Below are 12221 nucleotides of genomic sequence, written 5' to 3' on the forward strand. Positions count from 1 at the left end.
GTACCGTCGACGGCATGCGGATCAGTGAGGTGCTGCAGGCCAAGCCCAGCCAGGAGATCGTCACGATCAGCCCGGACGCCGGCGTGCGCGAGCTCATCGCCACGCTCGACGAGAACAACATCGGCGCCCTCGTCGTCAGCTCCGACGGCACCACGCTGGAGGGCATCGTCAGCGAGCGTGACGTCGTACGCCACCTGCACCGCGACGGCACGGTCATCAACAACTCCGTCAGCGCGATCATGACCACCTCGGTCCAGACCTGCGACGAGGACACCCCCGTCGACGAGCTGATGAAGACCATGACCGACCGGCGCATCCGGCACGTCCCCGTCGTCCGGGGCGACGTCCTCGTCGGCATCATCTCGATCGGCGACGTGGTCAAGCACCGCATCGACCAGCTCGAGTTCGAGCGCGACCAGCTCGACAGCTACGTGCACCAGGGCTGAGAGCGGGACCGCCGAGTGCTGACCTCGGGGGTCGCCCGCACTCAACGGTCCCTCGCCCCGGTCGGCAGCGGTGACCGGGACTACCGGAGCGGGACCTCGCTGCTCCCTGGTCACCGTCCCCGGTGAGCACCTCCCCGGAGGGACGGTCGCGGACCCGGCCCCAGGGCATCAGGCGTCCGCGACCTCAGGTGCTCACCTTCCACGGTACGTCGGGGACGGTGAGCGGGCTCAGCGCCGCCGGCGCTCCCGGACCTTGTCGACCGCGGCCTTGATCCGGGCCTGGTTCTCGGGCTTGCGGGACTCGTCGTACAGCTTCTTCGCGACACCGGCGGCCGCGACGGCTCTCATCAGCTTCATGTCCGTCCGTACCCGCAGGCGCCGTCTGGTCATGCGTCCTCGCTAGGGTGGCTGGCATGGACAAGCCCGAGATCGACTTCCCCGACTTCGACCCGCCGGCCGACCTGGTGGTCACCGAGATCACCGAGGGCAGCGGCGCCGAGGCGACCGCCGGCTCGACCGTGTCAGTGCACTACGTGGGCGTTGCCCACTCGACCGGCGAGGAGTTCGACGCGTCGTACAACCGCGGCACTCCGCTGGACTTCCGGCTCGGCATCGGCCAGGTCATCCAGGGCTGGGACCAGGGCGTGCAGGGGATGAAGGTCGGCGGCCGCCGCCAGCTGGTCATCCCGCCGCACCTCGGCTACGGCGACCGCGGCGCCGGCGCGGTCATCAAGCCGGGCGAGACGCTGATCTTCGTCGTCGACCTGCTCGCGGTGAGCTGAGAGCTACCAGGGCAGGCCGTCGTCGTACGACGCCTCGTCCACCACGCGCGCGGACTGCGGGCCGAGGGTGACCACGTCGCCCTTGACCAGCTGCCGGCCGCGGCGGGTCTCGACCTCGCCGTTGACGAGCACGGCGCCGTCGGCGATCACCGGCTTCGCCTCCGCGCCGCTCTCGACGAGGTTGGCGAGCTTGAGGAACTGACCGAGCCGGATGGACTCGTCACGGATGGGTACGTCGAACGGCTCGGCCATGGCGCTCATTCTGCCCGTACGACATCGGCGTCGAGCCAGCGCGCCAGGTCCTCGACCTCGGCCCAGACCGCAGCGGCCATCTCGTCGGCGAAGGGCTCGTCCTCGTGCAGCGCACGCACGACCAGCGCGCCCTCCGCACGGTCGGCCGCGGCGTCGAGCTTGCCGACCAGCCGGTCGCCGTACAGCACCGGCAGGGCGTAGTACCCCCACCGCCGCTGCTCGACCGGCTTGTACATCTCGAGCTGGTACTCGAACCCGAACAGGTCCACCAGCCGCTTGCGGTCGAAGACCAGCCGGTCGAACGGCGAGAGCAGGGCCGCACGGCCGGTGAACGAGCCGTCGAGCAGGCCGGCGTCGACCTTCCACGTGCCACGCACCCCCTCGACGACCGCCGGCTCCCCCGCCGGGCTCTTGCGGACGATGCCCAGCGCGCGCAGCTCGCGCTCGGCCAGCTCCTGCCGCGCCGTCTCCACGTCGGGCACCGGGTCGTCGGGATACACGCGGCCAGCGAGGTCCCACAGGGGTTCTCGGCCCTGGCGCCCGACGGTCGCGACCTCGCCGCGCTGGACCATGAGCGCGAGCAGCCGCTGCACGTTGCGGTTGTTGTTCCAGCCGCTGGAGCGCCACGGCACCTCACAGGTGTCGGGCAACGCGCTGGTCGGCAGCGGTCCGTCGGAGCGCAGCGCGGCGAGCACGTCGAGCCGGCAGCCGTTGTTGGCCTCGACCCACTCCGCCCGCTCGACCTCCCAGTCCTTCAGCGGTCCGGTGCCCGGCCACGCCGCCATCTCCGCGCGGAACAGCGCCATGTCCTCGACCGGCCGGATGAACCCCTGGTGCTCGATCAGGGCCTGCTCGTCGAGCGCGTCGCGCAGCTCGCCCGGGTCGTACGACGGCCCCAACCGGCTCCACAGCACCAGGTCGGCGCTGGGAGCGATGGGGCTGGTCGGCTCGGCCTGGATCGCGGTCAGGTGCCGCGCGACCTCGAACAGGTCGCCCGGGCGGTCGGCGTCCAGCAGCTGGGCGCGCACCGCGATCCGCCTCGCGTCCTCGCGGGACAGCTGGAGGGTCATCCGATCGTCACGGAGACAGCATGGATCAGCACGCCGACCAGGCCGCCGACGATCGTGCCGTTGATGCGGATGAACTGGAGGTCACGGCCGACGTGCAGCTCGATCCGCCGGGCCGCCTCCTTGCCGTCCCACCGCTCGATCGTGGTCGTGATGATCGTGGTCACCTCGGTGCCGTACCGCTCGACGCCGAACACCGCGGCGTCGGCCGCCAGCCCGTCCAGCCGCGTCCGCAGCGCCTCGTCGGCCAGCAGCCGCTCGGCGAACGACGACAGCTCCGTCAGCAGCCGCTGGCGCACCGCCCCCGCGGGATCGGTCAGCGACGCCAGCAGCGAGCGGCGCAGCGCGTTCCACAGCGAGACGCTCGACGAGAGCACCTGAGGGTGGTCCAGCAGCCGGTCCTTGAAGCGCTCGGTGCGCTCCTGGGTGGCCGGGTCGGTCAGCAGGTCCTCGGCGAGCTGGGCGAGCATCGAGTCCAGCGCCTGCCGGGCGTGGTGGCGCGGGTCGTCGCGGATGTCCTCGACCCACTGGACGAGCTCGCGGTGCACCCGTGAGGTGACCGCGTCGTTGAGCCGGGTCGGCGCCCACCACGGCGCCCGCTCCCCCAGGATCAGCGTGACGGTCTCGGGGTTCTCGACGAGCCAGCGGTGCAGCTCGACCAGGCCGAGGTCGACCAGCCCGTGGTGGAGGTCGTCGCGGACCGCCTCCTCCAGCATGCTGCCGAGCAGCGGCGCGATCGGCTCCTCGTGGAACCGGGGCACCAGCGCGTCGCGGATCAGCCCCTCGACGTGCTCGTCGCGGACCCGGTTAAGCGCGAGCACGGCCACGTCGGCGACCTCGTCGGCGGCGCGCTGCGCGTGCGCCGGTACGGCGAGCCAGCGCCCCACCCGCAGCGAGATCGTGGCGGACGCGACGCGCTCGCGGATGATCTCCTCGTGGAGGAAGTTCTCCCCCACGAACTCCTCGAGGCCCTTGCCGAGCTCGTCCTTGCGCTTGGGGATCAGTGCTGTGTGCGGGACCGGCAGCCCGAGCGGGTGCTTGAAGAGCGCCGTGACCGCGAACCAGTCCGCGATCGCGCCGACCATCGAGGCCTCGGCGCCGGCGTTCACGAAGCCGAGGAAGCCGTCCTGCCCGAGCGTGGCGACGTACACGACGGCGGCGAACCCGAGCAGCGAGACGGCGAGGGTGCGCATCCGGCGCAGCCCACGTCGGCGCTCGTCGTCGGCCGCGGGGTCGGGCGTGATCAGGGGGATCGCTGTGGTCGTCATCGGGTTCGTCATCGCTCGCCATCCTCCCCCACGCGTCCGCACCCAACCCGCGTGCCAGAATTCCCGGATGCCTCGCACCGTGATCACCTTCGGCACGTTCGACGTGTTCCATGTCGGACACCTCCGCGTCATCGAGCGCGCCGCCGCGCTGGGCGACCGGCTGGTCGTCGGCGTCTCGGCCGACGCGCTCAACCTGAGCAAGAAGGGCCGCGAGCCGGTGTTCAGCCAGGCCGAGCGGATCGCGATCGTGGCGGCGCTCAAGCCGGTCGACGCCGTGTTCATCGAGGAGAGCCTCGAGCTCAAGCGCGACTACATCCTCGAGCACCAGGCCGACGTGCTCGTGATGGGCGACGACTGGGCCGGCCGCTTCGACGAGTTCAAGGACATCTGCGAGGTCGTCTACCTGCCGCGCACGCCGGCGATCTCCACCACCGCGCTGATCGAGAAGATCTCCGGCACCGCCTGACCCTGGTTTGGGGGGACCGCCCGTGGGGGCAGTCTCCCGGCATCGATCGTTCTCGGGGAGGAACTTTGCGTCGTTGGATCCTGGCCGTCGTCGTCGCGGTGAGCCTGCTGACCGCCGTACCGGCCACCGCTGCCGAGGACGACCCGGCCCTCGTCGCCGCGCGGGAGGCCTTCGCCGGCGACCCGACGCGGGACACGACCCTGGTCCTGCGCGACCTGTTCATGTCGCTCCAGCAGCTCGACGGCTCACAGCGGCGCGAGGCGCAGGCCTATCTCGCCCGCCCGACCGACGGCGCGACCGACCAGTTCGGCGACGGGTACTCGGTCCCGGCCCAGCGCAAGTGCCGCGCGAACATCTGCATCCACTGGGTGCCGACGACCGCGGACGCCCCGCCCAGCCAGGCCTGGGTGAACTCCACCTTGAAGTTCATGAACAAGGTGTGGCGGTTCGAGGTCGGCGAGCTCGGCTACCGCCCGCCGCTCGGCGACGCGCGTCGCGGGGGCAATGCCAAGCTCGACGTCTACCTCAAGGAGGTCGGCGCGCGTGGCGTCTACGGCTACTGCGCCCCCGAGCGCCGCGCGAAGGGCCGCAAGTGGCTCGCGTCCGGCTACTGCGTCCTCGACAACGACTTCGCCGAGGCGCAGTACGGCGCCCCGCCGCGCGAGTCCATGCGGGTGACGGCCGCGCACGAGTTCTTCCACGCCGTGCAGTACAGCTACGACTACGGCGAGGACCCCTGGCTGATGGAGAGCACCGCCACCTGGATGGAGGAGCGGGTCGCCGACGACGTCAACGACAACCGGCAGTACCTCGCGCACGGCCAGGTCGGCCAGCCCGCGCAGTCGCTCGACCGCTTCAACGAGCAGGGGTTCAACCAGTACGGCAACTGGGCGTTCTTCGAGTTCCTCGCGTCCCGGTACGGCACCCGCGTCGTCCGCTCGATCTGGAACGAGGCCGGCGCGTTCGCCGGTGCCGGGTACCAGTTCTCGACGGCTGCGGTGAAGTCCGTGCTGGCCCGCCACGGCGGTTTCGTGAAGGTCTTCCGGGCGTACGCCGGCGGCAACTCGGTCCCCGCGCGCACCTACGGTGAAGGCAAGGCCTGGCCCGCCGCCCCGGTCAGCCGGACCTGGGAGCTGACCAAGGCCCAGCGGCGCTCGACCGACACCCTGCGGATCAACCACATGGCGTCGCGGAACGTGAAGATCCGCCCGGGCACCGGGATCCGCAAGGGCTGGAAGCTCCGGATCACGGTCGACGGCCCGCCGGGTCGCACCTCGCCGGCGGCGTACCTCGTCGTGCGCCGCAAGCACGGCATCGGGGCCAACCCGATCCGCCTCAACGGCAAGGGAGTCGGGCGCGCGACCATCGCGTTCAGCCCGCGCTCGGTCTCGTCGGCGACCGTGAGCCTGGTGAACGCCTCGACCCGGTTCTCGTGCTGGCACCGCACGAACTGGTCGTGCCAGGGCCGGGCGCGCGACGACCAGCAGCGGTTCACGCTGACGGCCACCGCGGTGCCACCGAGGCGCCGCTGACGGCACTGCGCTGCGGACTGTCGGCGAGGGTCCCTAGATTGTCCGGGTGACCCACGGCAGCCTCGGCGTCCCCCAGGGCGCGGCCCTGACCCTCGGTGCCGTGCTCGGCACCGGCGTGATCTCCTTGCCCGCGCTCGCGGCCCACGAGGCCGGGCCGGCCTCGCTGGTGGCCTGGCTCGGCCTGGTCCTGCTCTCGGTCCCGCTGGCCACGACGTTCGCGGCGCTCGGCGCGCGGCACCCCGACGGCGGCGGGGTGTCGACGTACGTCCGCCGCGCGTTCGGCGGGCAGGCCGCCACGGTCATCGGCTGGTGCTTCTACTTCGCGATCCCGGTCGGGGCTCCGGCGGCCGCGGGCTTCGCCGGGGCGTACGTCGCCGACAGCGTCGGCGGCGGCCGACAGACGCAGCTGCTCACCGCCGGGGCACTGATCGCGGTCGTCGCGGTGATGAACTGGTACGGCGTGCGCGTCTCCGGCCGGGCCCAGCTCGTGATCGCCGCTGCCCTCGCCCTGCTGCTGACGGTCGCCACCCTGGTCTCGCTCCCCCACGCCAGCGCCGAGAACCTCACGCCGTTCGCGCCCCACGGCTGGGCGGCGATCGGCACGGCCGCCGCGCTGCTGATCTGGGCGTTCGCGGGCTGGGAGGTCGTCACCTCGCTGTCGGGCGACTACCGCGACCCCGAGCACGACATCCCCCGCGCGACCGCGATCGCCCTGGTGGTGATGGCGGTCCTGTACCTCGGCATCGCGTTCGCCACCGTCGCGGTGCTCGGTCCCGACACCGGCAAGGCTCCGCTGTCCGACCTGCTCGTGCTCGGCTTCGGCGAGCCGGCCCGGGCGGTCACCACCGTGGTCGCGGTGCTGCTCTCGCTCGGCGCCATGAACGCCTACTTCGCGGGCAGCGCACGCCTCGGCGCGGCGCTCGGCCGCGACGGGTCCCTACCGGTGTGGTTCGCGCGCGGCTCGACCGCCGGCGAGGTGCCCCGGCGCTCCCTGCTCGTGGTCACGGCCGGGGCGCTCGCCACCCTCGCGGCCATCGCGGTCGTCGACGTGCAGATCGAGCGGACGATGATGCTGGTGACGGGCGCGTTCACGATCGTCTACCTCGTCGGCACCGCCGCCGCGATGAAGCTGCTCCCCCGGCGGACCTGGGTCTGGCGCGGCGCGGTGATCTCGTTCGTCGCGACCTTCGCCCTGCTCGCCTTCACCGGGCGGTACCTCCTCCCGCAGCTCGTCGTCGCCCTCGCCGCCCTCGCCTGGACCGCACAGCGGAGCCGGCGGGCGCGCCGCGCCGGCGGCAGCGCCGCGCTGGTCCCGGCCGGGCCGGAGGAGTGACCCTGCGTCCCCTGGCGTGGGCGAGCGCCGTCGCCGTGGTCTCGATCGGGCTGCTGGCGATCGCGGTCGGCGCCGACTGGCTCGGGCCGGACGTCGGTCGCGGCGCGAACTTCTGCGAGGCCGCCCGCGACGCGTGGGTGAAGCAGCCGGCCAACTCGTTCTCCAACGCCGGCTTCGTCGTGGCCGGTCTCCTGATCGCCTGGCACGCCGACCGGACGTCGCTCCACGGGCTGGCGACGCCGTACGCCTGCGTCGTGGTGCTCCTCGGCCCGGCGAGCGCCGCCATGCACGCGACCCAGTCCGAGCTCGGCGGTGAGCTCGACCTGCTGAGCATGTACCTCATCGCGTCGTTCGCAGCGGCGTACGCCCTGATGCGGTGGTACCGGCGCGACCGGGTGTTCTTCTGGCAGCTGTTCCTGCTGTTCGTGGCGGCCTGCGAGCTGGTCGGGCTGCTCGGCGACGACGTCCCCGTGGTGGAGCAGTCCGGGAACGTCGCGTTCGCGGCGCTGCTGCTCACCGCCGTGGTCGTCGAGGTCCGGCTCTGGAGACGCGGGCCGGAGCGCACCGACCTGCGGTGGGGCGCGGGTGCCCTGGGGTGTCTGCTGCTCGCGTTCGCCATCTGGAACGTCACGAAGTCGCACTGGTGCGACCCGCACTCCCTGCTGCAGGGACACGCGGCCTGGCACCTGCTGGACGCGGCGGCGGCGTACCTGCTCTACCGGTTCTGGGCCAGCGAGCCCCAGCGGGGGCTCAACCCGTGAGCTCGAGCACGGGCCGGCCGTCGGCGGTGCGCACCTCGACCGACGCGATCTCGTCGGTGGTCAGCGCGGTCGCGCCGGTGACGTGCACGGGCTCCCCGGGCAGACCCGTCCAGGACGCGACCTGCTCGCTGCCGCCGTCGCGGTCGTGCACGACGAGCGTGTAGACCGGCGGCGCGTCGTCGGGCTGGTAACCCCCGGCCGGCGCCTCGTAGGTGCAGGTGAGGTCGAGCCGGGTGCCCCACTCGACCGAGGTGAGCGAGAGCGTGCCCCACACCGAGGTCTGGTCGACCTGCGCCATCTCGTGCGCCGGAGCGAGCGCCACGGTCTGCGAGGACCCGCCGTCGTCGCCGGTCGCCGCGACCACGGCCACGCTGCCCGCGGCGATCGCCACGACGGCCGCCGCCGCGGCCAGGGCCACCGTCCAGCGCCGACGGTGGCGGGTGCGACGTACCTCCTGCACGAGCGCGGGGAGCAGGGTGTCCGGCACCGGCTCCTCGACCCGCTCCGACGCGAGCACGTCGGGCGAGACCTGCGCGAGCAGGCCCGGGAGGCCGGCGAGCTGCTGGACCGCCTGCGAGCAGCTGCGGCAGCCGGGCAGGTGCCGCTCGAACTCGAGCCGCTCCTCGCCGCTGAGCGCGCCCAGGACGTACGCCGCGTCGAGGTGGGCGTAGGAGCAGGACGTCGAGTCGCTCATGCGACCACCCCCATCTCCTCCAGCGCCAGGCGCAGCGCGCGCAGGGCGTAGTGCGTGCGGGACTTCACGGTGCCCTCGGGGACGCCCAGCCGTCGGCTGGCCTCGGCCACGGTCTGGCCGCGGTAGTAGCACTCGAGCAGCACCGCCCGGTGCTCCTCGCTCAGCCGGGCCAGGGCGTCCGCGACGACCCACGACAGCAGCACCTGGTCGGTCCGGTCGGGCTCGCCCCGGCCGTCGGGGACCTCCGCGACGCTGACCTCGCTCTGCGAGCGCCTGGTGCGCCACTCGTCGATCACGATGTTGCGCGACACCCGGAACAGCCAGGCCCGGACCGAGCCGTGGGACTCGTCCAGCGCGGGGAAGTTCCGCCACGCCCGCAGCAGCGTCTCCTGGACCACGTCCTCGGCCCGCGCCTGGTCCCCGCTGGTCAGCCGCAGGCAGTAGCCCCAGAGCGCGGTCGCGTGCTCGTCGTGCAGCTGCTGCATCAGGGCCACCGGGCTGTCGGCCATCACACCTCCCACCTGTAGTACACACGGAGGTCGGGCCGGAAAGGTTCAGGGCCGGAAAGGTTCAGGGCGGAAAGGTTCAGGCCGGGCCCCGACCTCGACCACCACCTCCGTGGCCGGCGAGCAGCGCGTCGAGGGCGTCGTCGACCAGCTGGCTGGGAGAGGTGTGCCGAGCGCCGGCCGCGGCGACGAGCCGGGCCTCGACGGAGGGATCCAGCAGCGGGCCGGACGGCATGGGCCCGGGGCGGCGGCGGAAGACACCGACGGCGGTCAGCACGATGGTGCCGAGGACGTCGAGGATGGCGATGACGCCGAAGGCCCGCCAGTAGTTCCCGGTCATCACGGACTCGGTGACGATCGGGACGCTGATCATCGTGGCGACGACCGCGATGGCGAGCAGCGTCAGGGCGAGGGCGGGCTCGACCCGGTGGCGACCGACGAGCGCGAGCAGCAGGCAGGCCTGGGCGAACGACCAGGCGAGGGTGGCGGAGACGCCGAAGACCTGCCAGGTGTGAGCGCCGCCGAGGGTCTCCGACCACGTCATCATCAGCGCGGTGGCGGTGGCGACGACGGACGTGAGGCCGCCGACGGCACCGAGGACGGCGAGCCGGTGGCCCGCGAGACCGAGGTAGCAGAGCGCGGCGACGGACTCGCAGCCGACGATCACGGTGGTGATCAGGACGTTGACCTCGGTCTCCCCGAAGACGCCACCACTGACGATGGCGCCGATGCCGAGGAGCGCGGCGAACGAGAACGAGACGATGACCAGGGCGCTGACGAGCTTGCGTAGATCTCTCATGCCTCGATCCTCGGGAGATCGGGGCACGCCGGCATGAGCCCGGCTACTCAACCAGCTGCTCGACCGGCGAGCCTGGCCTCCTTCTCGGTGAGCGCCTGGGTGAGCAGCGCGACCAGCGCCTCGAGCTGCAGGTCGGCCGAGGACGAGACCTCCTCGTCCGAGCCGTCGAGGGCGACGGCGGCGAGGCCGGCCTTCGAGTCGATGAGCTCGGCGATGCGGGTGTCGATGGTCTGCGAGGCGATGATCCGCCAGGCGGTGACCGGCTCGGTCTGCCCGATCCGGTGCACCCGGTCGATCGCCTGGGTCTGCTCGGCGTCGGTCCACGACAGCTCGGCGAGCACGACGTTCGAGGCGACCTGGAGGTTCACGCCGACACCGGCCGCGGTGAGCGAGCAGACGATGACCGCGACCTCGGGGTCGTTGACGAAGTCGTCGATGTTCCGGGTGCGGACGGCGGTCGTCTGGTCGCCGCGGATCGAGGAGTACCGCAGCCCGCGCTGGGCGAACGTCTCCTCGGCCGCGTCCATGACCTCGATGTGCTTGGCGAAGAACACGACCTTGCCGACGCTGCGGGCCAGCTGCGCGGCGTAGTCGGCCGCCAGCCCGGCCTTCGCCTTGCCGATGCGGCGCAGCATGCTGAAGACGTTCTCGCCGTTCGAGGACTCCATGTCCTCGCGCTCCCACGTCGCGACCTGGCGCACCAGCCGGTGGTCGATGCCGTCGACCGTGCGGCCCGACGTGCGGGTCTCGAGCGCGGTCTCGTACCGGGCCACCAGGCGGCGGGCCAGCTCCTTCTCCGCGGCGCGGATCGAGCGGCCGGCCTCGTCGTCGAGCTCGACGGGGAGGTCGGCGACGCGACGGGCGGGGATGTCGGAGGCGACGTCGATCTTGCGGCGCCGGACGATGCCGCGGTCGACGACGCTGCGCCGCGCGGCCGGGTAGAAGCCCGGGTCGGCCGGGGTCAGCCCGGTCTCCTCGAGGCTGTCCATGAGCTGGCCGAGCGGCTTCTTCTCGTCGATCCAGCCGAGGAACTCCCAGATCGCCTGGAAGTCCTCGATGTCGTTGATGAGCGGGGTACCGGTCAGGGCCATCAGCAGCGGACGTGACATCCGGGCGCGGATCCGGTCGGCGAGGTACAGCACGTGCTGCGAGCGCTGCGAGGACTTGTTCTTGATGAAGTGCGCCTCGTCGACGACCATCCCGCGCAGGCCGTGGTTGGCCAGCCAGCCGACGTGCCGGTCGAGGATCTCGTAGTTCACGACGAAGATGTCCGCGAAGCCGTCGACGTCGCTGCCGTCGCCGTGGATCACGGTGACCGACCGGTTCGGCGTCCAGAGCCCGACCTCGCGGGCCCAGTTCATCTTCACGACGTTGGGGACGACGACCAGCAGCGGGAACGCCTCGGCCGCCTGGGCGGCGAGCAGCGCCTGCGCGGTCTTGCCGAGACCCGGCTCGTCGGCGAGCAGGAACGTGCGGTGGCCCTCGGCGGCGCTCGCGATCAGCTGCGCCTGGTGGTGCATCAGCTCGCGGCCCGGGGGCAGCGGCACCGGCGTCTGGACGGGGTCGGGCAGGGGCATGCAGGAGGGGCCGTTGCTGGCGTACTCGAAGGAGCGGAACAGCGGCCCGAGCAGCTCCCAGCCGGCCAGCCGGCGGGCCTTGCCGCTGCCGGGCTGCACCGCGGTGAAGTCGGGCACGAGGAAGGGGTTGGAGAGCTGGCGCTGGATGACCGACTGGGGCACGACGCGGCGCGGGGCCGTCGTCGCGGCCACCTCGGCCGGCTCGTCGGGCTCGGGCTCCTCCTCGGGCACCTCGACGCCCCCGGCCTCGAGCATCCGGCGGCGCAGCTCGCGGGCGGAGTCGGAGACCTCGGCGTCCTCGGCGAGCAGCATCAGCAGCGAGGTGTCCCGCGCGGCGGTCTTGGCGAGGATCGTGGCGATCCCGTCGAGACGCTTGAGCTGCTCGGCGCGCTGCGCCTCGCTGATCTCGGTGTCCGCCTTGAGGTGGGCCCGCTCCTCGCGGACCAGCAGCGCGACGACCTGGTACTTCGTCCGCGTCGACGGCGACACCGCGCCGCGACCGACGGCGGTCTCGACCTCGCGGACCGCGCGCGCGAGCACCGGGATGATGCCCTCGTTGTCGAGGGGGCGTCCGCGGCGCTGGTTGCGGGCCGGGGTACGGCGCTGGCCCTGTCGAGCCAAGACTCCTCCTTGGAGTACGTGAAACGAGCCGTCACAGGGAGGCGACCCGTGGGGTCATCCCGCGACGAGAAGACGCCGGCGAGGGGCAGAGCGCCCGCGGACGGCAGAAGTGCTGTC

The 12221-nt window shown here is 72.4% G+C and carries 14 protein-coding genes; 6 read left to right on the plus strand and 8 right to left on the minus strand.

Annotated elements, in window-relative coordinates; all coding sequences use genetic code 11:
* Positions 1–14: 14 nt before the first annotated feature.
* Complete coding sequence (locus ABD875_RS09590; RefSeq protein ID WP_345173839.1) at positions 15–446, plus strand: CBS domain-containing protein; 432 nt, start codon at positions 15–17, stop codon at positions 444–446.
* Between the two features lie 228 nt (positions 447–674).
* Here ABD875_RS09590 and ABD875_RS09595 read toward each other — a convergent pair whose 3' ends face one another.
* Positions 675–836 (minus strand): hypothetical protein, encoded by a 162-nt coding sequence (locus ABD875_RS09595; protein ID WP_345173842.1) that lies wholly within the window; start codon positions 834–836, stop codon positions 675–677.
* Between the two features lie 23 nt (positions 837–859).
* On the opposite strand from ABD875_RS09595, the gene ABD875_RS09600 reads away from it, so the two are divergent.
* Positions 860–1228, plus strand: coding sequence for an FKBP-type peptidyl-prolyl cis-trans isomerase (locus ABD875_RS09600; RefSeq protein ID WP_345173845.1), 369 nt, complete (start codon positions 860–862; stop codon positions 1226–1228).
* Between the two features lie 3 nt (positions 1229–1231).
* Here ABD875_RS09600 and ABD875_RS09605 read toward each other — a convergent pair whose 3' ends face one another.
* Genes ABD875_RS09605 through ABD875_RS09615 form a run of 3 tightly spaced genes read right to left on the minus strand, consistent with a single transcriptional unit; the run spans position 1232 to position 3827 of the window.
* Positions 1232–1480, minus strand: coding sequence for an RNA-binding S4 domain-containing protein (locus ABD875_RS09605; protein WP_345173848.1), 249 nt, complete (start codon positions 1478–1480; stop codon positions 1232–1234).
* A 5-nt stretch (positions 1481–1485) separates the two neighbouring features.
* Positions 1486–2550 (minus strand): DNA glycosylase AlkZ-like family protein, encoded by a 1065-nt coding sequence (locus ABD875_RS09610; RefSeq protein ID WP_345173850.1) that lies wholly within the window; start codon positions 2548–2550, stop codon positions 1486–1488.
* Positions 2547–3827 (minus strand): DUF445 domain-containing protein, encoded by a 1281-nt coding sequence (locus ABD875_RS09615; RefSeq protein WP_345173853.1) that lies wholly within the window; start codon positions 3825–3827, stop codon positions 2547–2549. The genes ABD875_RS09610 and ABD875_RS09615 overlap by 4 nt, the downstream gene beginning before the upstream one ends.
* A 55-nt stretch (positions 3828–3882) precedes the next feature.
* Here ABD875_RS09615 and ABD875_RS09620 point away from each other — a divergent pair, with 55 nt between their 5' ends.
* The 4 genes from ABD875_RS09620 (at position 3883) to ABD875_RS09635 (ending at position 7907) form a co-directional block, all read left to right on the plus strand.
* Positions 3883–4281: an FAD synthase family protein gene (locus ABD875_RS09620; RefSeq protein ID WP_345173856.1), complete on the plus strand. Its 399-nt coding sequence runs from the start codon at positions 3883–3885 to the stop codon at positions 4279–4281.
* A gap of 65 nt (positions 4282–4346) precedes the next feature.
* Positions 4347–5813 carry an MXAN_6640 family putative metalloprotease gene (locus ABD875_RS09625; RefSeq protein ID WP_345173858.1) on the plus strand — a complete coding sequence of 489 codons (1467 nt, stop codon included), beginning with the start codon at positions 4347–4349 and terminating at the stop codon, positions 5811–5813.
* 46 nt (positions 5814–5859) lie between these two features.
* On the plus strand, positions 5860–7146 hold the full coding sequence (locus ABD875_RS09630; protein WP_345173860.1) for an APC family permease: 1287 nt from the start codon (positions 5860–5862) through the stop codon (positions 7144–7146).
* Positions 7143–7907, plus strand: coding sequence for a ceramidase domain-containing protein (locus tag ABD875_RS09635; protein ID WP_345173863.1), 765 nt, complete (start codon positions 7143–7145; stop codon positions 7905–7907). Before ABD875_RS09630 ends, ABD875_RS09635 begins: the two co-directional genes overlap by 4 nt.
* Here the strand turns inward: ABD875_RS09635 and ABD875_RS09640 are convergent.
* The 4 genes from ABD875_RS09640 to ABD875_RS09655 all read right to left on the minus strand — a co-directional run bounded on the left by ABD875_RS09640 (position 7897) and on the right by ABD875_RS09655 (position 12104).
* Positions 7897–8601 carry a zf-HC2 domain-containing protein gene (locus ABD875_RS09640; RefSeq protein ID WP_345173865.1) on the minus strand — a complete coding sequence of 235 codons (705 nt, stop codon included), beginning with the start codon at positions 8599–8601 and terminating at the stop codon, positions 7897–7899. The two genes, ABD875_RS09635 and ABD875_RS09640, sit on opposite strands and share 11 nt — an antisense overlap.
* Positions 8598–9110 carry a sigma-70 family RNA polymerase sigma factor gene (locus ABD875_RS09645; protein ID WP_345173867.1) on the minus strand — a complete coding sequence of 171 codons (513 nt, stop codon included), beginning with the start codon at positions 9108–9110 and terminating at the stop codon, positions 8598–8600. The genes ABD875_RS09640 and ABD875_RS09645 overlap by 4 nt, the downstream gene beginning before the upstream one ends.
* A gap of 76 nt (positions 9111–9186) precedes the next feature.
* Positions 9187–9906 carry a hypothetical protein gene (locus tag ABD875_RS09650; RefSeq protein ID WP_345173869.1) on the minus strand — a complete coding sequence of 240 codons (720 nt, stop codon included), beginning with the start codon at positions 9904–9906 and terminating at the stop codon, positions 9187–9189.
* Between the two features lie 47 nt (positions 9907–9953).
* Positions 9954–12104, minus strand: coding sequence for a DEAD/DEAH box helicase (locus tag ABD875_RS09655; protein WP_345173871.1), 2151 nt, complete (start codon positions 12102–12104; stop codon positions 9954–9956).
* Positions 12105–12221 lie beyond the last annotated feature (117 nt).

It is taken from the genome of Nocardioides caricicola, from assembly GCF_039541135.1.
GTDB classification, from domain to species: domain Bacteria; phylum Actinomycetota; class Actinomycetes; order Propionibacteriales; family Nocardioidaceae; genus Nocardioides; species Nocardioides caricicola.